The sequence below is a fragment of the Thermostichus sp. MS-CIW-25 genome, assembly GCF_054060015.1.
In genome coordinates this window covers 92,216-113,120 of the sequence record NZ_JBSSCS010000006.1, presented here as the reverse complement: position 1 = coordinate 113,120, position 20,905 = coordinate 92,216, and the positions used below count along the sequence as shown (strand labels likewise).

The 20,905-nt window shown below is 55.7% G+C and carries 19 protein-coding genes and 2 pseudogenes; 10 read left to right on the top strand and 11 right to left on the bottom strand.

The window, feature by feature from the left end:
• The 3 genes and pseudogenes from ACVWZ1_RS04200 to ACVWZ1_RS04190 form a co-directional block, all read right to left on the bottom strand.
• A pseudogene (locus ACVWZ1_RS04200) lies at positions 1–134 on the bottom strand (RNA-guided endonuclease TnpB family protein); the annotation flags it as partial.
• A 440-nt stretch (positions 135–574) separates the two neighbouring features.
• Positions 575–1,381 carry an FAD binding domain-containing protein gene (locus tag ACVWZ1_RS04195; RefSeq protein WP_414408849.1) on the bottom strand — a complete coding sequence of 269 codons (807 nt, stop codon included), beginning with the start codon at positions 1,379–1,381 and terminating at the stop codon, positions 575–577.
• 89 nt (positions 1,382–1,470) lie between these two features.
• Complete coding sequence (locus ACVWZ1_RS04190; RefSeq protein ID WP_414358272.1) at positions 1,471–1,902, bottom strand: DUF1818 family protein; 432 nt, start codon at positions 1,900–1,902, stop codon at positions 1,471–1,473.
• 89 nt (positions 1,903–1,991) lie between these two features.
• On the opposite strand from ACVWZ1_RS04190, the gene ACVWZ1_RS04185 reads away from it, so the two are divergent.
• Complete coding sequence (locus ACVWZ1_RS04185) at positions 1,992–3,671, top strand: SpoIID/LytB domain-containing protein (protein ID WP_457502601.1); 1,680 nt, start codon at positions 1,992–1,994, stop codon at positions 3,669–3,671.
• An 85-nt stretch (positions 3,672–3,756) separates the two neighbouring features.
• Here ACVWZ1_RS04185 and ACVWZ1_RS04180 read toward each other — a convergent pair.
• Positions 3,757–3,852, bottom strand: a pseudogene (locus ACVWZ1_RS04180) (IS5-like element ISSoc13 family transposase); the annotation flags it as partial.
• A 12-nt stretch (positions 3,853–3,864) separates the two neighbouring features.
• A complete protein-coding gene (locus tag ACVWZ1_RS04175; RefSeq protein ID WP_457502600.1) occupies positions 3,865–5,142 on the bottom strand; it encodes a cysteine desulfurase in 1,278 nt (425 codons plus the stop codon).
• A 184-nt stretch (positions 5,143–5,326) separates the two neighbouring features.
• On the opposite strand from ACVWZ1_RS04175, the gene ACVWZ1_RS04170 reads away from it, so the two are divergent.
• Together ACVWZ1_RS04170 and psb35 are read left to right on the top strand one after the other, a co-directional pair.
• A complete protein-coding gene (locus ACVWZ1_RS04170) occupies positions 5,327–5,545 on the top strand; it encodes a hypothetical protein (RefSeq protein ID WP_414374672.1) in 219 nt (72 codons plus the stop codon).
• 137 nt (positions 5,546–5,682) lie between these two features.
• Positions 5,683–5,991 (top strand): photosystem II assembly protein Psb35, encoded by a 309-nt coding sequence (psb35, locus tag ACVWZ1_RS04165; protein ID WP_457466180.1) that lies wholly within the window; start codon positions 5,683–5,685, stop codon positions 5,989–5,991.
• A 1,146-nt stretch (positions 5,992–7,137) separates the two neighbouring features.
• Here psb35 and ACVWZ1_RS04160 read toward each other — a convergent pair.
• Positions 7,138–7,812, bottom strand: coding sequence for a response regulator transcription factor (locus tag ACVWZ1_RS04160; RefSeq protein WP_011433588.1), 675 nt, complete (start codon positions 7,810–7,812; stop codon positions 7,138–7,140).
• Positions 7,813–8,019: 207 nt separating this feature from the next.
• On the opposite strand from ACVWZ1_RS04160, the gene ACVWZ1_RS04155 reads away from it, so the two are divergent.
• The gene (locus ACVWZ1_RS04155; protein ID WP_457466176.1) at positions 8,020–8,766 is read left to right on the top strand and encodes a rhomboid family intramembrane serine protease; all 747 of its coding nucleotides are present in this window, start codon (positions 8,020–8,022) and stop codon (positions 8,764–8,766) included.
• 65 nt (positions 8,767–8,831) lie between these two features.
• Complete coding sequence (locus ACVWZ1_RS04150; RefSeq protein ID WP_457502599.1) at positions 8,832–9,428, top strand: Uma2 family endonuclease; 597 nt, start codon at positions 8,832–8,834, stop codon at positions 9,426–9,428.
• A 56-nt stretch (positions 9,429–9,484) separates the two neighbouring features.
• Here ACVWZ1_RS04150 and ACVWZ1_RS04145 read toward each other — a convergent pair whose 3' ends face one another.
• Positions 9,485–11,089, bottom strand: coding sequence for an NAD(P)H-quinone oxidoreductase subunit 4 (locus tag ACVWZ1_RS04145; RefSeq protein ID WP_414331642.1), 1,605 nt, complete (start codon positions 11,087–11,089; stop codon positions 9,485–9,487).
• A gap of 234 nt (positions 11,090–11,323) precedes the next feature.
• On the opposite strand from ACVWZ1_RS04145, the gene ACVWZ1_RS04140 reads away from it, so the two are divergent.
• From ACVWZ1_RS04140 to ACVWZ1_RS04130, 3 genes are all read left to right on the top strand, one after another.
• Positions 11,324–12,202, top strand: coding sequence for an isoaspartyl peptidase/L-asparaginase (locus ACVWZ1_RS04140; RefSeq protein ID WP_414521817.1), 879 nt, complete (start codon positions 11,324–11,326; stop codon positions 12,200–12,202).
• A gap of 127 nt (positions 12,203–12,329) precedes the next feature.
• On the top strand, positions 12,330–13,364 hold the full coding sequence (locus ACVWZ1_RS04135) for an amidohydrolase family protein (RefSeq protein ID WP_414357521.1): 1,035 nt from the start codon (positions 12,330–12,332) through the stop codon (positions 13,362–13,364).
• 192 nt (positions 13,365–13,556) lie between these two features.
• Complete coding sequence (locus ACVWZ1_RS04130) at positions 13,557–14,360, top strand: M55 family metallopeptidase (RefSeq protein ID WP_457466172.1); 804 nt, start codon at positions 13,557–13,559, stop codon at positions 14,358–14,360.
• Here the strand turns inward: ACVWZ1_RS04130 and mnmH are convergent.
• Positions 14,353–15,417, bottom strand: a complete 1,065-nt coding sequence (mnmH, locus tag ACVWZ1_RS04125; protein ID WP_457466170.1) for a tRNA 2-selenouridine(34) synthase MnmH — start codon at positions 15,415–15,417, stop codon at positions 14,353–14,355. The genes ACVWZ1_RS04130 and mnmH overlap by 8 nt on opposite strands.
• A 191-nt stretch (positions 15,418–15,608) precedes the next feature.
• Here mnmH and biuH point away from each other — a divergent pair, with 191 nt between their 5' ends.
• Complete coding sequence (gene biuH / locus ACVWZ1_RS04120) at positions 15,609–16,304, top strand: biuret amidohydrolase (RefSeq protein WP_011430738.1); 696 nt, start codon at positions 15,609–15,611, stop codon at positions 16,302–16,304.
• 59 nt (positions 16,305–16,363) lie between these two features.
• Entirely contained in the window at positions 16,364–17,908 is a 1,545-nt protein-coding gene (locus tag ACVWZ1_RS04115) for an ABC transporter ATP-binding protein (protein WP_414357519.1), read from the top strand.
• Between the two features lie 51 nt (positions 17,909–17,959).
• On the opposite strand, the gene urtE is transcribed toward ACVWZ1_RS04115, so the two are convergent.
• From urtE to urtC, 3 genes are all read right to left on the bottom strand, one after another.
• Positions 17,960–18,724: an urea ABC transporter ATP-binding subunit UrtE gene (gene urtE, locus ACVWZ1_RS04110; protein ID WP_457502598.1), complete on the bottom strand. Its 765-nt coding sequence runs from the start codon at positions 18,722–18,724 to the stop codon at positions 17,960–17,962.
• Between the two features lie 34 nt (positions 18,725–18,758).
• Positions 18,759–19,526 (bottom strand): urea ABC transporter ATP-binding protein UrtD, encoded by a 768-nt coding sequence (gene urtD, locus ACVWZ1_RS04105; RefSeq protein ID WP_414389525.1) that lies wholly within the window; start codon positions 19,524–19,526, stop codon positions 18,759–18,761.
• Positions 19,527–19,696: 170 nt separating this feature from the next.
• Entirely contained in the window at positions 19,697–20,905 is a 1,209-nt protein-coding gene (urtC, locus tag ACVWZ1_RS04100; RefSeq protein ID WP_457502597.1) for an urea ABC transporter permease subunit UrtC, read from the bottom strand.

The following is a 20,905-nucleotide window of genomic DNA, read 5'->3' as shown; positions in this document are numbered from 1 at the left end:
TTGACGATCTTCTCCGGCGTGTTCTGGTTGACCCAGTTCAAGGCTTGGCCAAAAGCCTCCATCGTCGCGTCCAATTTGGCGGCTTGCGACTGGGATGCCTTGAGCTTACAGGAGACGGTCAGGACTTGGCTCATAAGTTCATTGTACTTCATCAAAGCGCATTCCTCCGGGCACTGACCCTACGGGTACAGTGCGGGGCTCCTGCGATTTCTAGCTGAATCCAAAACCCCACTGGATATCAACTGTAGGTAAATTTTTTGTAAACTGGCTTCAAGTTTTAAGGCCAGATAAATCTGAGTTCACTGTGAACTGTTTTCGCGGCTGTCTATGGGGTGACACTGCCAGTTGCTACTGCCCCAAACTTTTATGTGTTACCCATTTTTGGAACAGCAACAGATGAATTTTTGCCTGTGGCTATCTCAATCCTATGGACGGGAATGTCAGACTTATGGTCATTTCGATTCAAACTGGGGCACTGACCCACGCCTAAAACCTTTACTTTCAGAGCGGCGGGAGCTTTGGCAGGATGAGTACGTCGTTCTCAGCCCCCTGTTGGGATGGGGCAATACCCCGATTAGCCCAAGATGTCTATACAGCGGCGAATCAATACCTCACTCATGCGTTGGCGGTAGAGGGCGCTGGCCCGAAAATCCGCGATCCAGCCGTGGGCTTGCTCTGCCAAAAGTTGGGGAAGGTGTTCTGGATTGGGCCGGGATCCCATCTGGATCAGTTGTGGGGGCGAAAGGGCGGCATTGAGCCCGAAGCGATAGTTGCCTGAGTCGGGATCGCGCGATCCGGCAACGATCACCAGGGCGGGATCCGTTTGGGTGATGCCGAGCCGCTGAAAGGTGCTGGGGCTGCGCAGGCGTTGGGCCGGGATCCAGATGGATCGCAAGGCTTCCCCCGGCTGCAGCAGAGTTTGTTGGGGGCCGGTTTGAAAGTCCTGAGCGGGGATGTGGCGCAGGGATCCCTGCAGATCGATCAGCGTGTAGGTGGCCTCAAGGGCGATCAACACGGGCGCTACGACACCGACACTCAGGGCCAGACAGAGATTTCCCCCTATCGTTGCCAGGTGGGCCACTTTGAAAGAGGCCAAAGATGCCATTCCCTCGCACAGGGCGCGGATCCCCGGCCAATGGGGCGGCCAAGGGTATTGCAGCAGTTGCTGGAAGGTACAGGTTGCCCCCAGTTTTAGCCCTTCTGCGCTGATTTCCAGCTCATTCCAGCCCAGAGGATGCAAATCGACCAGTCCCCGCAGGTGGGGTTGCGGCTGGGAGAAGAGCCAAGTCCCCCCGGCCAGCCAGTTCCAGCCGGGATCCCAGGCGGTCAAGTCCTCAAGCTGTCGGGGACGAATGTAAGTGTGCAGATGGTGCAGATCCATCGGTTCTCTCAGGCGCTGAAGGGAATCAAGGGGTTGTAGCTTCGCCCCAAAAACCCTGGGCAGGGATCCAGACTGCAGGCTTCAGGGGGCTAGAGAGCTTCCTCAAAGCATTGGGCGAGGGCCTGGCACAGCTCAGGGACAACATCAGCAGGCCAAAAACCTTCTCCGCGCCGGCCTTGATGCAATTGCACATAGAGACCCCAGGCAGTGGCGCTGCCGCTGGCTATCAGGGTCAAAGCAGGGAAAGTCTGCTCCAGCGTAATGCTCTCCTCCGCCATCAGTTGGGATGCGATGGCCTCCATATCCTGCTGCAGGCGCTGCACCCCCTGCACAAACGCTTGCCACTCCTCCTGAGTGAGCTCCAGCGCCCAGGTTTCTCCCCCCACCAGAGCAACAAAAGGGGAACGGGTGGGATCCCAGCCCAGCCGCCAGCCGGATCCCTTGTGCAAAGAGGGGCGGCGTCCCGCCGTGGCGATTGGGAACCCGTCGTCGGGAACAGACATGCGAGGAAAAGCATCCATGGTGCTCCGCACCGCTAACGCGACCACTGCAGGTGGGCCAGAAAAGATGCGGGTAAAATCGACAGGGTGTGTTTTAGGATAAAGCGGCCATGGCCAGTTGTCAGCCTCCCACTGCCAAACCTCGCCGGTTTTCAAGGACTTCGTCCTGCAAGCAGAGCACCCTCATTTCCGGCTTGGGCCTGTTGCTGACGGCCTTGGCGCTCCATGCCGCCGACGCGACCGGCGTTGGCGAAGAGACCTTTGCCACGGCGGCCACCCCCGAAAACCCAATCCTGCACATAGGCATTGTGCAACGCTTTGGCCGTTCTGAGACGGATCAGGTGGAGCTGGCAGCGCCGACGGGATCCCTTCTCACCCTGGAATTTGCCCAAGCAGACGGCAGCACCCAAACGCAGCGAACGCCTCGGGTCAGCATTGGCATTGTCAATCGCGCCCTGACCTCCCCGGAAACCGTATATCGTCTAATTCTCAGCAGCCACAAAAGCTTTGAGAGTGCCGAGGCCAATGCCAACCATTGGCAGTCTCTGGGCATCAGCACCGAGATCGCCCAGCCGCAAGAATGGCAGGTGTGGGCCAGCCGCGCCTACACCCCGCAACAACTGGCCCAGATTCAGCAGTATGCCCAGAAAGAAGGGATCCCCCATGTGCGGCTCGAGGTGCAGGAGCGGCGAGAACGGGCGGAGCTGAGCTGGATCCATGAACACTTTCGCTACCACCGCACCCGCCTCAGGGTGACCTCTGATGCCGGCTATCTACGGGTGAACGACCACTACTATGCCGGATCCATCACCTTTCAGCCCAATGCCTACGGCAGCTACACTGTGGTCAATGCCGTGCCTCTGGAAACCTATTTGCGGGGGGTAGTTCCCCACGAGGTGGGGCCAGGGGCCCCTTTTGCCGCGATGGCCGCCCAGGCGATTTTGGCGCGCACCTACGCCCTCAAGAACCTCCACCGCTTTCAGGTTGACGATTATCAGCTCTGCGCCAATACCCATTGCCAGGTTTACAAGGGGTTGACCGGAACTCACCCACGGGCAGACGAAGCCATTCGCCAAACCAGTGGCCTGGTGCTCACCTACAATGGCGAGCTGGTGGATGCTGTCTATTCCTCTACCAATGGCGGCATCTCGGCGGCCTTTGAAGATGTTTGGGAGGGGGATCCGCGCCCCTACCTGCGCCGGCAAGCGGATATTGCCCATCAACCGGGTAAGCCCTTGGATTTGCGGCAGGAGAGCAGCTTCCAGGCGTTTTTGGCCCAACGAGAGGGCTTCAACGAAGCAGGGGTATCCCGCCTATTCCGCTGGGAGTTCTCCCTATCTCTGGAGGAGCTGAACACCCAGTTGCGCGCCGGCCAAGACTACCTGGGGATCCCCATGCCCACTTGGAGCAGCATCGCGGGAATGCAGATCCTGGAGCGCTCCGCCAGTGGCCGGGTGCAGGCGATGCAATTGGACTTGCAGACGGCAGAAGGGATCCACTCCATTCTTTTGCGCAAAGATCAGGTGCGCTTGGCTTTTCCCCGCCTGTACAGCACCCTGTTTCGGATAGAGCCTCTCAAACAAGGGGAGCGATTGGCGGGCTATCGCTTTATCGGCGGCGGCTTCGGCCATGGGGTGGGCTTGAGCCAGTACGGCTCCTATACCCTGGCTCGGCAGGGGTTTAACGCGGCGCAAATCCTCGCTTTTTACTACCCCGGCACCACCTTGGCCCCGCTGGGATCCCTCTCCCTGCAGTTGCCTGCCGTCTCAGCAGCCTACTCCGTCCGCTAGAGATTCAGCTAGAAGCCACAGGAGCCCTGCCCTCTGCCCACAGGGCGAGGGTCGGGAGGAATGCAAGGTTGTGTTGATCTTTATACTTGAGCCAAAAGAGAGCACTGACGAGATAGAGAAAACTCAAGAAGTTTCTTGCCAATTTGTCAAAACGAGAAAATAGATGTCGGTACTGCTTTAAGATCAACACGACCTAGCTTAGGGCAACGCTGAAGAACTCCACCGCTTCTGCCAACACGTCTAAAAAGCGATCCACCTCCGCCAACGTGTTGTACAGGTAAACACTGGCTCGGGCAGTGGATTGTACTCCCAAATAGCGATGGAGGGGTTGAGTGCAGTGGTGCCCCGCTCGAACGGCAATGCCTTGCTCATCCAGCAAAGTAGACAGGTCGTGAGGATGGACGGCCTCCACCGAAAAGCTAACCAGCCCTGCCCGTCGCGCCGGATCCTTGGGGCCATAAACCCTAATACCCGCTATGCGCTGGATCCCGTCCAACAGGTGGGCAATCAACCTTTGTTCATGGGCATGAACCCGCTCCAGACCGATCTGGCTCAAGTAATCTACGGCTGCCCCCAGCCCCACCGCCTGGGCAATCGCCGGCGTACCGGCTTCAAATTTGTGGGGGATATCCGCATAGGTGGCGTGATCCCAGTCCACATCGGCGATCATCTCTCCCCCGCCCAAAAAGGGAGGCATCGCTCGCAGCAGCTCCCGCCTGCCGTAGAGGACGCCAATCCCCGTCGGGCCACACATCTTGTGCCCCGAAAAGGCCAACCAATCGCAATCCAGCGCCTGGACATCCACAGGCATGTGGGGCACGCTCTGGCAGGCATCCAGCAAAACCTTGGCTCCGTAACGATGGGCCAGTTCAGTAATCTCCTGGACGGGATTGATGGATCCCAGCATGTTGGAGACCTGGGTTACCGCCACCAAGCGGGTGCGGTCGCTGAGCAAAGATTGGTAGTGCTCCAGATCCAACTCTCCCTCTGGCGTGATCTGGATGAACTTGAGGTGGGCTCCCGTCTTCTGGGCCACCCATTGCCACGGGATTAGGTTGCTGTGGTGCTCCATCACCGAGAGGACGATCTCATCCCCCCGCTCCAGATGGCTCAAGCCCCAACTGTAGGCCACCAGATTGATGGCTTCGCTGGCATTGCGGGTGTAAATGATCTCCTGAGGAGAAGGCGCGTTCACAAAACGAGCGATCTTTTCCCGCGCCCCCTCATAGGCATCTGTGGCTTCGTTGCTCAGCGTATGCACCCCGCGATGCACGTTGGCATTGCAGTGTCGATAGTAATGATCCATCGCCTGCAGGACTGCCAGTGGCTTTTGAGAAGTGGCAGCGTTGTCAAAGTAGATCAGCGGGTGGCCGTTGATCTGGCGCTGCAAAATCGGAAAATCTGACCGCACCTGGGCAGCCAGGTCGAAAGAATGATCAAGCTTGAAAGAAGAAAGGGGGGATACCGCCATGGTCTGCGCAAAAAGCCTGCTTCCCTCAGTATGACATCGCTTCCGGCCAGCCCTCGGCCAACCCCTCTGCCCAAACCGTTGCAACGGCCAGGGATCCCTTCCTCCCTGACCTGAAAGCGAAGCTTGTCACAAAATGTAACCTGATGTTAAGATTAGTTACAGCAATCGATATGAGGTATTGACAATGCAATCTTCTCCCAGGATCCCTTCTCGCTTGGACTCCGCTTCTGTTGCCCAGTACTACGACACCACCAACGACTGGATCCCAGGCTGGACAGAGCAAGCGGAGCGTTGGAATGGACGCTTGGCCATGTTGGGCTTGGTGATCAGCATCGCTACGGAAGCGGCGTTGGGCCACAGTGTTTTTGCCAGCACTCTCGCCCAGTGGCTAGGTCTGCAATAACCTGCAATAATTTGTCGAAGAACTTTTCGGTAGAGCCACATTGGACATCTCACAGACTTTCTCTTCGGCTTTGAGATGTTACAGCTCTACCCTTTTTGGGAGCTTTTTCACCCTTCAATCCCTATCTCGACAGTCCGATGATGCTTGACAATCCCTTCCTCCCCTACATTGCCGTCATGGTGGCCGGGCTGGTGGCCGCTGTTGTGATTGGCTCGATGGCTTTCTTCAACTCCAAGCGCCCTGCTGGCTGGGAAGGCGCTGGTCGCCCGCGGTACGTGCCGCAGTACGGTCAAGACGGCGATACCCCGCCGGAGTGGGAGATTGGCTGGACGGAGAAGGCCGAGCGATGGAACGGACGGCTGGCCATGCTGGGGTTTGCCATCAGTGTTTTGGTAGAGGCCATAGTGGGCCACAGCGTGTTTGCCTCTGCACTGGGGATCCGCTGATCCCAGTTGAAAGCTGTCCGGCGCCCAGTCGTCTCGAGGAAATAAAGGCGGAAGCTATGGAAGCCTGCTTTTTCCTCATGCGTGCTCTTTGTCTTTGCCGTGCAGTACTACCTTGCTTATCTCCTGGAAAGGCTGTACCCAAAGATCGGTGCCTCCTCCATTCGGTTGGTGTCTAGCCATCTGTTGCCTGTCTAATATGATTCTCTAATATGATTCTCAAAGGTGAGACGTGCTGGAAGCTCAGAAAGGTTCATAGGGATACCCACAAGCTTGAGTGTCTTAAAAAATAGATGGAGGTTATCTACCTTGTCACAGCGGAAGTAACAATCAGAGCTCTTTGTTGACCTAGACCCTGAGATAAACTCCAGGCGGAATACGTAACCATCCTCACTATCAATGCACAGCTTAATCTCTTTGATAGCCTGGATCCTAAATAACAATCGCTCTGAAGAACCGAAATCCTTGACTCTAACGTACTCCCTACTTATGGCAACGCATCCAAATGAAACCTCTTGTCCACGCTCAATTGCTTCTCTCATGCCTTTCCAGCGCGTGGAGCAAATGTAGCTGGCTACATACCTCATCAAAGGCAAAGACGGGGAAGATATAGATACGACAGGATTTCCTTGGCAATTGATGTAGTAGCTGTAGTATGGGTAGCATTCTGATTTGACAAAACCGACACTCTTCTTACTGAAGTCCACGTTCACAATGAAGCCATTGCTCAAAATAACAACCCTAGATTTATAGGGTTGATTTGAGTACCAATAGTACTAAAGAAGCATCGATAAACCACCCAACAATCCAGAAAAAGCCATAGCAATAGGAGGTATGCCACTGGCCAAAGTGCTAGGGATCCATGTCACTAAGGCAGAAAGTATTGCCGATAGAACTGCGAAGATAGGAAGTCCAATAAGTAGCAATGTAGATAAAGATACCGACACAACACGCATCAGCAAAGTAAAAGGGCTCCATTTCTCGATTGGCGTTTCTTCTGTTGCTACGAGGTATCCCAGTGACTTATCCCGTACCAGCTTTGTCTCGGCCTCTAATAACATCACTTATCCCCCCTCACTTCTTGGATAAGCTCCATTGGCAATCTATGCCAAAGTAGTGTTTAGAGACAAACTCATAATCTATTCTGTTTCACCACTGGATAATCTTTTTCTGAACGGCTGTCATACACATGGCAACGCGGGCGTTGATCTCATCCTCAGAGCCGAAAATATCTAGCTTTTCTTTGAGCCTTTGGATACAGTTTTGTACGGTCTTCTTGCTGGTGTGAATGCGATCGGCAATGGCTTGGTCGGTGAGGGCTTCTTTGCAGAGCAAATTCAAGACCTCAATTTCTCGTTCCGTCAGCTTCGTAAGACCGCGCAACTCCCGCGGCATGCGCAATTCTCCATTGAGGGCGCTTTTGGCCCCCTCCAGAAACACGGTGCGCCGTTCCATTTTGTTGACCGCGGCAAACCCACCCTGGTGTTTGCTGATCAGGCCCACCAATGGAGTTAGCAGCAGCGGCTCGCTGGAATAGGCCATCACATTTAGGGTGGGGTAGTTCTCAAAGATATGACGCAGGAACTCTAGGCCAGGCTCGGCAGACTGCTCCCCGCTGGTTTGACCGTAGAGCAGATCGGCTACAACCAAGTCCGGTTGTTCCCGCTGCAAGCGCAGGATGGCGTCCATAGGGTTGGTGACCGTAATGCACTGAGCATCGGCTGCAATCCGTTGCAGCCACTCACAGTTGTTCTGGGCCACCTCTGGATGATCTTCGACGATCAAAAACTTGAGCGGGGCAGTGGGGCTTTCAACCTCGGACATCAATCCACTCCTCTAAATCCTTATCTTGTAGTCCATTCTCTGCCGAGCGAGCTTGGCCGAGATGCGTTCGTCGGCAAGGGATCCGTCTGCAAGCATAGCTCCCAGCCGACTACCCCAGTGTAGCCTCAGGTAGGGGCTTAGAGGTGAGCCTGGGGGGGTGGGAAAGGACAGGTTAGGCTAGAGGGTGACGTCAACCGGATCTGAACTGTGGTACCCCTGCAAGATCGCAACCCAACCACCCGCACAGCCTATGTCACTTATGCCCTGGTGATCGTTAACATCTTAATTTTTCTGTACCAGCTAACCCTGTCGCCACAAGAGCTGGCAGCTTTTTTCCGGGAGTGGGCAGTGGTACCGACAGAGTTGACGGCCAGTTTTCGAGGGGAGCTCACCTCTTCGTCGCGTCCGGAATGGATAACCCTATTCACCTCACAATTTCTGCATGGGGGCTTTCTCCACATTGGCGGGAACATGCTTTTTTTGTGGGTTTTCGGCAACAACGTTGAGGATCGCTTGGGCCATGTGCGCTACCTCATCTTTTACCTGGCTTGCGGAGCTTTGGCTGCATTAACGCAGTGGTTTTTCGACATGGGATCCCCCATTCCTTCACTGGGGGCAAGCGGCGCTATTGCTGGCGTATTGGGAGCGTATATTTTGCGTTTTCCACGGGCCGAGATTCTGACCCTGGTGCCCTTGGGTATTTTCATCACAACCCTCTACGTTCCGGCTTGGGTGTTCCTAGGCTTTTGGTTCATCCAGCAAGCCTTCTACGGCATTGCCAGCCTACAGACGCCTACTAACATCGGTATGCAGGGTGGGGGGATTGCCTATTGGGCCCATGCGGGCGGTTTTGTGTTTGGGGCCATTTTGGGGCCGCTGATGGGGTTGTTTTCCGGCAAAAGCCCTTATGACCGCCAAATGACTTGGCAACAACGTGACAGGGATCTGTTTTGATTTGATCAGCTTTGATACTTTCTCAGTCTATTGTTAATCGGATAGCAGCGTGATGGGAGAAAGCCATGGTCAGTCTATCTGCCAAGCCTCTAACTCTGGAAGACTTTCTACAACAGCCGGAAACTCAGCCCGCCAGCGAGTTCATCAAAGGAGAAATTATCCAGAAGCCCATGCCACAGGGAAAACACAGCCGTCTCCAACTAAAACTGGGTAGCTTCATTAACGAGATGTTGGAGCCTTCTCAACTGGGAATGGCATTTCCAGAGCTGCGCTGCACCTTCGCCGGATACGCGATTGTGCCCGATATTTCTGTGATCCCCTGGGATCGGATCCCTGTAGATGAAGATGGCACCATTCAAAATCTCATCCCCTTTTGCCCGGATTGGATGATCGAGATTTTCTCTCCCAATCAAAATCAAATGAAGCTGGTCAAAAAAATCCTGATCGGTTTGGCCCACGGCTGCCAAATGGGGTGGGTGGTGGATCCCGAAGAAAGGGTTGTTTTCGCCTACCCTGCCGGGCAGCAGCCGACAGTACATGAGGATCCCCAAGAGGTGATCCCCACTCCTGCGTTTGCCCAAGGGATCCAACTGACAATTGCAACTTTGTTTGGCTGGATGCAAGTTCAAGCTGGTGAGGGCCGCAAGCCCAATAGGGGATAGAAAGGGAGTGGATCCCTTTCCGACCCTCAGTTCTCATCTCAATTCAACATTATTATTCAGTTGTTGTAGAGGGCAGGGGCTTGGGCAACCGTCTCACCAGTTTGAGGCAGCTCCTGCCGCAGCAGCGCCACCAAGGCGTTGGTGGATTGGTCGTAGAGGCTGGTCACCAGCTTGGGATAGAGGCCAATGCCGATGATTGGGATCAACAGGCAGGCGATGATGAACACCTCGCGTGGCTCGGCATCCACCAACTCTTCGTGTTCGGTGAGCTCTTTGTTCTCTGGGCCAAAGAAAATCTGCCGCAACATCGACAGCAGGTAGATGGGGGTCAGGATCACCCCAACTGCTGCCAGGAAAACCACCACCAGCCGGAAGGGGAGAGAGTAAGCATCGGTGGTGGCCATGCCGATAAACACCATGATCTCGGCCACAAAGCCGCTCATGCCGGGTAGGGCTAGCGAAGCCAGGGAGCAGGCGGTGAACATGGAGAAGATCTTGGGCATCTTCAGGCCAACGCCGCCCATTTCCTCCAGCTCCAGCGTATGGGTGCGGTCGTAGGTGGCCCCCACCAAGAAGAACAGGCTGGCCCCGATCAGCCCGTGGGAGATCATCTGCAGCATGGCGCCGCTCATGCCGATCTCCGTCAGGGATCCGATACCGATGAGCACGAAGCCCATGTGGCTGATGGAAGAGTAGGCGATCTTCCGCTTCAGGTTGCGCTGGGCGAAAGAGGTGAGGGCCGCAAAGATGATGTTCACCACCCCCAGCACGATCAGCACCGGCGCAAAGTAAAGATGGGCATCCGGCAGCATGCCCGCATTCATGCGCATCAGGGCATAGCCCCCCATCTTGAGCAGGATCCCGGCCAGCAACATGTGCACCGGCGCGGTGGCTTCTCCGTGGGCATCGGGCAGCCAGGTGTGCAAGGGGAAAATGGGCAGCTTCACCCCATAGGCAATGAGGAAGGCCCCGTACATCAGCAGTTGGAAGGTGAGCGGATAGGTCTTGTGGGCCAGATCCGTCATGTCAAAGCTGATGGGATCCCCGTAGAAGGCCATGGCCAGACCTGCCACCAAGATAAACAGGGAGCTGAGGGCCGTGTAGAGGATGAACTTGGTGGCCGCATAGAGGCGGTTTGCCCCACCCCAAATGGAGAGGAGCAAGTACACCGGGATCAGCTCCAATTCCCACATCAGGAAGAAAAGCAACATGTCCTGCACGGCAAACACCCCGATCTGCCCGCCATACATGGCCAGCATCAAAAAGTAGAAGAGGCGAGGCTTGAGGGTGACCGGCCAAGCGGCCAAGATGGCTAGGGTAGTGATAAACGCCGTGAGCAGGATCAGGGGCATGGAGAGGCCATCAGCTCCCACCGACCAACTCAAGCCCACTTGGGGTACCCAGGTGTAGCGCTCCAGCAGTTGCAAGCCCGTCTGGCCGGGATCGTAGCCGACATAGAAGCCGGCCAGCAGAATCAGCAGATCCGTGACCGCGATGAACAAAGCAAACCAGCGGATCCGCTCGGCCAACTTTTGTGCGTAGGCGCGGGTACTGGGATCCCCAGCCGGTGCTGGGATCAGGGGAATAAATAGGGCGGCCAACACAGGGTAAGCGATGACCGTGGTCAGCCAAGGAAACTCGTGCAAGCTGGGCAGCGCCATAGATGTAACCTCGCTTGTGCCATACCATCAGGGGGATCCCTGCCGGCTGCAATCCGACAGCCCTTTACCAGAATCGCCCTTGAGTATCTATGCTTAGCAAATCTACAGGATTATCTTAAGGCTCCCTCTCCCTTTGCGTTGGGATCCCTGGGATGGAGCAGATGCATTGGTGAATGTTGTACCCGAAAATCAAAAATAATCTCCCACTGTCCTCCCAAGGTAACCAATCTCATCATGCCTCAACCCAAACTGATCATCCACGGCGGAGCCGGCAGCGCCCTGGAAGGGGAAAGCAGCCTGGAAAAAGTGAGGGGATCCCTGCGGCAGGTGGTGGAGAGCACCTACGAGCTGCTGTTGGCTGGGCAGAGTGCCGAGGCGGCGGTGATGCATGCCTGCCAGTTGCTGGAGGATGATCCGCTCTACAATGCCGGGACGGGGTCGGTCTTGCAATCGGATGGGCAAATCCGCATGAGCGCCGCTCTCATGAACGGGGCCACCCAGTCTTTTAGCGGGGTGATCAACGTCAGCCGGGTTCAGCATCCCATCCTCATGGCCCAGGCTCTGCAATCAAGCCCGGATCGCGTGGTGGCCGAACAAGGGGCAGCAGAGCTGGCGCGGGAGCTGCAGTTGCCGGTCTATGATCCGGCCACTCTCAAGCGGGTTCAAGAGTGGGTGCAGTTGCGTCAAACCCATCCCCCGACCAGGGTTCTCACTGCTCTGGCCATGGGCACGGTGGGGGCGGTGGCCCTGGATCAACAGGGGCAAATCTGTGCCGGCACCTCCACCGGCGGGCGGGGGTTTGAACGGGTGGGGCGAGTAAGCGATTCGGCCACTCCAGCGGGAACCTATGCCAGTGCGGCGGCGGGGGTCAGTTGTACTGGTGTCGGGGAAGATATTTTGGATGAGAGCTTGGCGGCGCGGATTGTGATTCGAGTGGAAGATGGCCTCAGCCTGAAGGCTGCCATGGCCAAGTCTTTTCAAGAGGCCCGCCAACGTCGCCGCTCCTTTGGGGCCATTGCTCTATCGCGCTCGGGCGAGATTGCTTGGGATACCACCACCGACCTACTGCTGGCCGCCTATCACGATGGGCAGGGGATCGGCTTGACGATCTAAACTTCTAGCCGGGCTTGCGGGATTAGACCTGGACAAGCCTGAGGCGGTTGGATAAGAGTAGGATAAGAGTAGAAATAGTACTTAAACAAACCAAGTCTGCCCCCTGGCGGGCCACTGTAGAGCGTTTATGGCACTTCACGCGGAGTTGCACCGTCATTTGGGCGGTTCGGTTGTCCCCCGAATTCTGTGGCGCTACTTTCATCGCCAGGGATCCCCTTTGGCAGAGCGCTTTCCCACCTATGCCGAGTTTGAGGAGTTCTACACCCGCCCGCGCAACACCCTCGAGGATTACCTGGAGCTGCACACGCTGGTGGAACAGGTGCAGACCCTGGAAACCCTGCCCTATTTTATCTACCGCCTGCTGCGGGGAGCCTACATCTTTGAGGATCTGGCCTACCTAGAGATTCGCTACACCCCCTACCTGCGCACGGATCCCAGCCTGGATGAGGCGGAGCGCCTCAAGCAGATGCGCCAGGTAATCGAGACGGTGGGGCAGGCCAGCCAGCAGCGGGAGTATCCCATCGTCACCACCCAGATCGTCTGTTTGCATTCACGCCTGCCCAGCCACATCAACCGGGCCATGGTGGAAGCTGCCGCTGAGTCGGAGTATGTGTGTGCCATCGACCTGGCCGGGGGAGACAAGCCCTACGGCGAACGGATGGACGAGTGGATTGAGCTGTTCAAGTATGCGCTGGCCCGCGGCCTGAAAACCACTGCCCACCTGTACGAAACTTTGGATGGCTGCTACCCACAGTTGCTGCCCTATGTCTCGCGGATCGGCCACGGCATTCAGATCCCCCTCCACTATCCAGAATTGCTGCCGGAGCTGGCACGGCGAGGACAATGCCTAGAAGTTTGTCCCACCACCTATCTAAAAACGGGAACCCTGCCCAGTTTGGAGCCCCTCAAGATTGTCTTTGACCGCTGCTTTGAGGCGGGGGTGGATATCGCCATCTGCACCGACAACGCCGGCTTGCACAATGTGCGGCTGCCGTTTGAGTACGAAAACCTGCTAACCCACGACATTATCGATTTCGAGCAGCTCAAACACTGCCAGGAAGCAGCCTTTCGTCACGCTTTTGCCTGGCCCTACAAGGGGCGTCCGGCCTCATTGTTGTCGGAGTTACAGCAGGGGGTATCTGCTTCTTTGGTGGCTCTCTGATCCCCTCAGCGGGACGGAGTCTTTATTCTTCATCCGAGCTTCTTGAGAATAGGGAAGGGATCCGTAACAGAGACAGGGGCAGCTTTCGCAAGGGAAATAACCGCTTGGATCCCTTGCCCAGAGCGATGTTGAGCGGCATCTGAGGGTGGATAGAGCCCGACAGAATCCAATGCTGAGTCTACTGAGCCAAACATGAAGGTTTATATCAGCGCCGATATCGAGGGGATTGCCGGCATCAGCCATTGGGATGAGGCCACCATCGGCCAGCCGGGTTACGAGCCATTCCGAGAGCAGATGACCCGAGAAGTGATCGCGGCTTGTGAGGGATCCCTGGCTGCCGGAGCCATGCAGATCACAGTCAAAGATGCCCATGACTCCGGGCGGAACCTCATCCCCGAACGGTTGCCGGAGCCGGTGCAACTCATCCGCGGCTGGAGCGGCCACCCCTACTGTATGGTGCAAGAGTTGGATCGCAGTTACGATGCCCTGCTCCTAATCGGCTATCATGCCCGCGCCGGATCTGCTGCCAACCCCCTCGCCCACACCTACACCACCGAAGTTAGCCAAATCCGGCTGAACGGCCAGGCCATCGCCGAGTTTCACCTGGTCAGCCTCACGGCTGCCTATGAGGGAGTCCCAGTTGTGTTTGTAGCCGGAGATGCGGAGGTGTGTGCCGCAGCGAAAGCTTATGACGCCCAAATCGAGACGGTGGTCACCCACAAAGGGATAGGCCAGTCGGTCATTACGCCACATCCGCAGCAGGTTCTACAGGCCATCCGCCAAGGTGTAGAGGGATCCCTGAGGCGGCTGCCGGCCTACCGGCCTCGCCCACTGCCGGATCACTTTCAATTGGAAGTGGACTACAAGGATCCCGCTCGCGCCTACCGCAAGTCTTTTTATCCCGGCTGCCGGTGGGTTGCCGATTCCACGGTTCGGCTGGAAGTTTCCGACTGGTTTGAGGTGTTGCGGGCTTTGGAGTTTATTGTGCTCACCTAGCCAGGGATCCAAGCGGCATCTCGATGAGGCGAGCGGCGGCTTCCCTGAGGCTGGTCTCGGAAAGGTCAGACAGCTCAATCCGGGCCCGAAGGCGATTGAAGTTTTGCTGCAGCCCGTGTCGATAGGTGGGGTCGTAGTGCTGCTCCAGCAACTCCTGCACAAACTGCGGCCACTCTTGGGCGTCGATCAGCTCAAACCAACGCTGCAGGCGGGCCTGGCCAAGACGGGACTTCAGAGGCAGCAATTTTTCCTTCAGCGCTTGGGGGTGAGCAATCCAGTGGGGATAATGGGCGATCAGCCCCTTCACCCGCTCCTCTAGAGGCAACTGCACTTCGACACAGTCGGCTTGGGTGAGGGCTTGCCAAAGGGCAGGCGGCAGATGGAGCTGGCCCACTTTGGCACTCTCAGCCTCCACCCAGACTGGCTTGGCGGGATCCCACTGGAGAAAAACCTGCACCAGTTGACTTTCAAAGCTCTTCTGACTGGGCTGCGGCACCCCCCACTCGGCCCCCAGAAGGGATCCCCGGTGACAGGCCAGCTTTTCCAGATCGAGAACTTGGGATCCCTGTTGGCGCAGATGGTGAAGCAACTGGGTTTTGCCACTCCCTGTTGGTCCGCAGAGCACTCGGTAGGTAAATTCCTGGGGCAAGATCTGCAGCTGTCGGCGCACCCAGGCCCGGTAGGTTTTGTAGCCACCTTGCAAAACCGTAACCTGCCAGCCCACCTGGGACAACACCAATGCCAAGCTGGCAGAGCGCTGCCCTCCCCGCCAGCAGTAGATTAGGGGCCGGTAATCGCGATCTTTATCGGCAAAATGGGTTTGCAAGTGGCGACTGATGTTCTGGGCCACCAAGCTTGCCCCTCGTTTGCGGGCTGTAAAGGGATCCACCTGCTTGTAGAGCGTGCCCACCTCTGCCCGTTCTGTATCGTAGAGTACAGGCAAGTTGATGGCTCCCGGCCAATGATCCTCTGCGAACTCTGCCGGAGAGCGCACATCGATAATTTCGCTGTAGGTGTGCAGCCAGGGCTCTGCAGTGAAGTGAATCGGAGGAGACACAAACCTGCGGATAGAAATGGCAAGCTGTGTTCTATCTTGGCAGGGTTCTGGCCAAGGCTCACCGCCCCAGCTTTAACTTGGGAGAGCCGAGGTCAAGCGCAGGGTGACCCGAAGGCTTGGGTTGGATATCCCTCTTGATTGGGCTTTTGCTCTTTCTTTGCTCTTTATTGAATTGATTTGCCAGAGGTGCTATGGGATCCTATATTGCGGCAGAACCTTACCCCTATCCCTACAACGGTGACTTACGGCCTGAGAACACCGCCCTGATCGTCATCGATATGCAGACCGATTTCTGCGGGGTAGGTGGCTATGTAGACAAAATGGGCTACGACATTTCCCTCACCCGTGCCCCCATAGAGCCGATCCGACGGGTTTTGGCGGCAATGCGAGCCCTGGGTTTTTTCATCGTGCATACCCGCGAAGGCCATCGCCCCGATCTATCAGATTTGCCGGAAAACAAGCGCTGGCGCAGTCAACGCATTGGGGCAGGCATTGGGGATCCCGGTCCCTGTGGGCGCATCCTGGTGCGAGGAGAACCCGGCTGGGAAATTATCCCGGAACTGGCTCCTCTGCCAGGGGAGGTGATCATCGACAAGCCGGGCAAAGGCGCTTTCTATGCCACCGATCTGGACTTAATCCTGAGGCGCAAAGGCATCCAAAACCTGATCTTGACGGGCATCACCACCGATGTATGCGTCCACACCACCATGCGAGAAGCCAACGACCGGGGCTATGAATGTTTGTTGCTATCCGATTGCACAGGTGCCACAGACTACGGAAATTATCTCGCTGCTCTGAAGATGATCCAGATGCAAGGGGGGGTTTTCGGGGCAGTTGCCGATTCAGGTGCCCTGATAGCAGTACTTCAGGAACTCAAAACCGACTAGACCTCGTTTCTTTACGTGTCTTTACGTGAGACACCCAAACCAGGAGATCTTGACCAACCATGACTACCACTGCCCAAACTGAAATCTCAACAGCACGGAAAGCCCCCCCGGAACTGGAGGTCGTCAACCTCACCAAGCGATTTGGATCCCTGTTGGCCCTAGACCACGTCTCGATGAAACTCAAGCCGGGATCCCTTCATGCCTTACTTGGGGAAAACGGAGCCGGGAAAAGCACCCTCGTCAAGTGCGTGATGGGCTTTTATCATGCTGACTCTGGCGATGTTTGCATTGATAAACGAGCTCGTGCCATCCACAGCCCACGGGATGCCTATCACTACGGCATTGGCATGGTGTACCAACATTTCACCTCTGTACTCGCCATGACTGTGGCGGAAAACTTGGTCTTGGCCCGCCCAGATTTGCCTTTGGTGATTGACTGGAAAGAAGAGGAAAAAAAGCTGGCAGATTTTATGGAAACAGCCCCTTTCCAAGTCAACTTGCGGGCTTTTGTTTCCGAACTATCGGCAGGAGAAAAGCAGAAGGTCGAGATCCTCAAGCAGCTTTATTTGAACACCAAGATCCTGATCTTGGACGAGCCTACTTCTGTGCTCACGCCAGAGGAAGCCGACGAAGTCTTGGGCCTTGTGCGTCGTTCGGTGGAAGCTGGCGACCTGAGTGTATTGCTCATTACCCACAAGTTTCGCGAGGTGAATGCCTTTGCCGATGAGGTGACGGTGTTGCGACGTGGGAAGCTGGCCGGCCATGGACAAGTGAAAGATTTATCCACAGCAGAAATGGCCGAAATGATGCTGGGCCGGCAACAGGTGCAGATCCAGTTGGAGAAAGCCTTGGTCAAAGGGGGATCCCCTCTGCTGGAAATTGAAGGGATCCAGGCTGACAAGGACAATGGCTTGCCCGCTGTGCGGGGGGTGACCCTGACTGTTCATGGAGGTGAGATTGTGGGAATTGCCGGCGTTTCCGGCAACGGCCAGCGGGAGTTGATGGAAGTCTTGGCCGGGCAGCGGATGGCTACAGCCGGGCAGATCAAGATCAACGGGCAACTGTACAGGGCCACCCGCGCAGAAATGGTGCGCCACCGGGTTTGCTGTTTGCCGGAGGAACCTCTGAGAAATGCCTCGATCCCCAACATGAGCGTTGGCGAAAACTTGGCCCTGCGTCGTTATGACCGGGATCCTATGGCCAAAGGTTGGATGTTGATCTGGCAAGAGATTTGGCGCTCTGCCCGCGCGTTAATCGAGCAATTTAAGGTGAAAACGCCTGCAGCCCAAACTCCCATCAGCCACCTGTCGGGGGGTAATGTCCAGCGAGCCATTTTGGCACGGGAACTCGCCGGAGATCCACAAATTTTGATCGCCGCCAATCCTTGTTTTGGTCTGGACTTTGCGGCAGTAGATTACATTCACTCGCAGATTGTGGATGCTCGTAACCGAGGAGTTGCCGTCTTGCTGATCAGCGAAGATCTGGACGAGCTTCTCAAGCTCTCCGATCGTTTGCTGGTGATGGCGGGCGGTCGGATCGTCTATGAAAGTCCTATCAGCAGCGTGGATCTCAAAGAAGTTGGCCACAAGATGGGCGGACATTAAGCATTAAGTGATTTGGTAAGTAATCAGCAGTGAATATGACATGGCTTCCCCTCAAATGGAGAGGTGAGCCCGAACTTTTTCTTCGTCCATTTGGTCAGTCGGCCCCTCCATGATAAGGGATCCATTTTCCATAAGATAAAAGTAATCGGCCAGACTTTGGGCAAACTCAAAATACTGCTCCACCAGCAACACCGAAACGCCCCGCTCCTTTTGAATACGGGTGATGGCTTCTTCAATCTCGATGATGATGGAGGGTTGGATCCCTTCTGTAGGCTCATCCAGGAGCAAAAGTTTGGGCTCTGCCACCAAAGCTCTGGCGATGGCCAGTTGCTGCTGCTGCCCACCGCTCAAATCCCCACCCAGCCGTTTAAGAAAAGAACGCAGAATTGGGAATAGGTCATAGACAAACTCAGGTATGATCCGTTCTCTGTCCGGTGCCGCTTCTAGCCCCACCAGCAGGTTTTCCTCAACCGTTAGGCGGGGAAATATCTCTCGACCTTGGGGTACATAGCCGATACCGGCGCGGGCTCGCCAATTGGGAGGGTAATGGTTGATAGGACGGCCCTCAAAAGCAATTTTGCCTGTGCAGTCTTTCAGAAGTCCCATCAGGGCTTTAAGCGTGGTGGTTTTGCCCATGCCATTGCGACCCAGAAGGCAGACCGCTTGGCCGGGAAAGATCTTAAAAGAGAGATCCTTCACAATTAAACTCTGACCATAGTAAACCCTCAAGTTGGAGACCTCCAGGAGAGGCCCGGATCCATCTCGGGATAAGTTTTGTGTTGCGGTCGCGTTTTCCGTATTCATAGACCTGCGCATGAGTCGATTAGATACAGAACTATAGCCTCTTTGCTTAGTTTTTCCCCTTGTGGGATCCGAGATAGACCTCAATCACTCGCGGGTCGTTTTTCACATCCTCAAAGGTACCTTCGCACAGCACCGAGCCTTGGTGTAAAACAGTAACCTTACGGGCAATTTGCCGGACAAATACCATGTCATGTTCAATCACCAAAATGGTGTGGCTTTGGGCTAAGGATTGAATTAACTCTCCTGTAGCTTCTGTTTCTTTATCTGTCATCCCGGCTACGCATTCATCGAGCAGCAGCAAATCCGGATCTTGAGCGATCACCATGCCGATCTCCAGCCATTGCTTTTCTCCGTGGGAAAGCAGCCCTGCCGGAACCCGATCCTTACGGCTGAGGCCAATGGTTTCCAAAAGAGCATCCGTTTTTTCTCGCAGATGCTTTTTGCCCAATAGGGTGGAAAAAACCCTTTTGTCAGGGTTGAGGGATAGCTCCAAGTTTTCTCGCACGCTCAAGTTTTGATAGACCCGCGGCGTCTGAAACTTGCGCCCAACACCCAAAATCGAGATCTCGTGTTCCTTGAGCTTGGTCAGATCTTTTCCTTTAAACAGCACCCGGCCTCGAGTAGGCTTAACCTTGCCCGTCAGCACATCGAGAAACGTAGTCTTGCCTGCCCCATTGGGACCGATGACCACCCGCAGCTCCCCTTCCTCCAGAGAGAAGTTCAACCCATCTAAAGCCTTAAAGCCGTCGAAGCTGACGGTGAGATCCTGAGTTTGTAAAATTTGTCGGGTGGCGGTGGGAGCTGCAGTGAGCATAGGGATCACATCCAAGAACGGAAAGGCCAAAGGTCAAACCGGATTCTCAACCCATCAAATAAACCCATCAAATAGGAGAGGAAACTTGGCATCGCTGGCTCACCCATGGGATCCTCTTACCTTAAACTTATATCTTGCACATAACTGACATCCTCAAGAGAAAGCCAGATTTAGGCTGGAGAAGTATTTGCCAAACGCCTGCGCCAAAGCTGAACGGTGACCCAAAGTTGCCTGCCTTGGGTGCGCACCCAACCCACCAGTCCATCCGGCAGCACCAGCACCACCAACAGGAACAATCCCCCCTGGAAAAACAGCCAAATCTCCGGAAAATTTTCGCTCAGCAAGCTCTTGGCAAAGTTGACCAACAGAGCCCCCAGCACTGCCCCCACCAAACTGGCCCGACCGCCCACCGCCACCCAGATCACCATTTCAATGGAAAAGGGAACGGCCATCGCATTGGGAGAGATGATCCCGGTTTGCAAGGTAAACAAAGCTCCGGCAATGCCTGCCAGGGCAGCAGACACGGCAAACATCAGCACTTTAAAGCCGGTGGGATCGTAGCCGGAAAAACGAACCCGTGGCTCGTCATCTCGAATGGCTACCAGGATCCGACCGAATAAGCCGCTGGTGAGCCAACGACAGAGAAGGTAAGCCAAAACCACCGCCAGAACTGTAGTGACATAGACAGCAAAGCGCATTTCGGACGAGTTGACATCTAGGCCAAACAAAGTCTGGAAGTTGGTCAGGCCGTTGGTGCCGTTGATTAAGCGCTGTTGGCCGTTGAAGAAGTTAAAGAAAATGATCGTGGTGGCCTGAGTTAAAATGGAAAAATAAACCCCTCGGATGCGATTTCTCACCACCAAATACCCCAGGGCTGCCGCCACCAAAGCCGGGATCAAGACCACAGCAACAGCCGTAAACGGAAATGAATAAAAGGGATACCAAAACCAGGGCAATTCCGTTACCCCGTAGAGGCTGAAAAACTCCGGTATCTGACCTTCCGGCAATTGCAATTTCAGGTGCATCCCCAGAGCGTAGCCCCCCAAGGCAAAGAACACCCCATGCCCCAGGCTGAGCATGCCGGTATAGCCCCAGATGAGGTCGATTCCCAAAGCTACAATGCTGAGGGCCAGAAACCGCCCCAACAAGTTGAGCCGAAAGCCAGACAGCACAGTTGGGGCCACAAAGATCAAGGCCAGCACCAAAACGATGAGGATCCCGGCCTCCCACAGAAGCTTGCGAGAAGAATTGGGATCCCCACCCGCGGCGGGAGCAGCCACTTCATGATCAGCACGGGGGGAATGAACCAGTTTCATGGGCTTTGTGAGGGAGTAGAAGATGGAGAGTCTGGTCCTAGAGTTTTCGCCAAGCGAGATCAT

Excerpts from the sequence above, each read along its gene's own strand:
- ACVWZ1_RS04195 (WP_414408849.1), bottom strand. The coding sequence starts at position 1,381 with ATGGATCTGCACCATCTGCACACTTACATTCGTCCCCGACAGCTTGAG.
- ACVWZ1_RS04190 (WP_414358272.1), bottom strand. The coding sequence starts at position 1,902 with ATGGATGCTTTTCCTCGCATGTCTGTTCCCGACGACGGGTTCCCAATC.
- ACVWZ1_RS04185 (WP_457502601.1), top strand. The coding sequence starts at position 1,992 with ATGGCCAGTTGTCAGCCTCCCACTGCCAAACCTCGCCGGTTTTCAAGG.
- ACVWZ1_RS04175 (WP_457502600.1), bottom strand. The coding sequence starts at position 5,142 with ATGGCGGTATCCCCCCTTTCTTCTTTCAAGCTTGATCATTCTTTCGAC.
- ACVWZ1_RS04170 (WP_414374672.1), top strand. The coding sequence starts at position 5,327 with ATGCAATCTTCTCCCAGGATCCCTTCTCGCTTGGACTCCGCTTCTGTT.
- psb35 (WP_457466180.1), top strand. The coding sequence starts at position 5,683 with ATGATGCTTGACAATCCCTTCCTCCCCTACATTGCCGTCATGGTGGCC.
- ACVWZ1_RS04160 (WP_011433588.1), bottom strand. The coding sequence starts at position 7,812 with ATGTCCGAGGTTGAAAGCCCCACTGCCCCGCTCAAGTTTTTGATCGTC.
- ACVWZ1_RS04150 (WP_457502599.1), top strand. The coding sequence starts at position 8,832 with ATGGTCAGTCTATCTGCCAAGCCTCTAACTCTGGAAGACTTTCTACAA.
- ACVWZ1_RS04145 (WP_414331642.1), bottom strand. The coding sequence starts at position 11,089 with ATGGCGCTGCCCAGCTTGCACGAGTTTCCTTGGCTGACCACGGTCATC.
- ACVWZ1_RS04140 (WP_414521817.1), top strand. The coding sequence starts at position 11,324 with ATGCCTCAACCCAAACTGATCATCCACGGCGGAGCCGGCAGCGCCCTG.
- ACVWZ1_RS04135 (WP_414357521.1), top strand. The coding sequence starts at position 12,330 with ATGGCACTTCACGCGGAGTTGCACCGTCATTTGGGCGGTTCGGTTGTC.
- ACVWZ1_RS04130 (WP_457466172.1), top strand. The coding sequence starts at position 13,557 with ATGAAGGTTTATATCAGCGCCGATATCGAGGGGATTGCCGGCATCAGC.
- biuH (WP_011430738.1), top strand. The coding sequence starts at position 15,609 with ATGGGATCCTATATTGCGGCAGAACCTTACCCCTATCCCTACAACGGT.
- ACVWZ1_RS04115 (WP_414357519.1), top strand. The coding sequence starts at position 16,364 with ATGACTACCACTGCCCAAACTGAAATCTCAACAGCACGGAAAGCCCCC.
- urtE (WP_457502598.1), bottom strand. The coding sequence starts at position 18,724 with ATGCGCAGGTCTATGAATACGGAAAACGCGACCGCAACACAAAACTTA.
- urtD (WP_414389525.1), bottom strand. The coding sequence starts at position 19,526 with ATGCTCACTGCAGCTCCCACCGCCACCCGACAAATTTTACAAACTCAG.
- urtC (WP_457502597.1), bottom strand. The coding sequence starts at position 20,905 with ATGATCTCGCTTGGCGAAAACTCTAGGACCAGACTCTCCATCTTCTAC.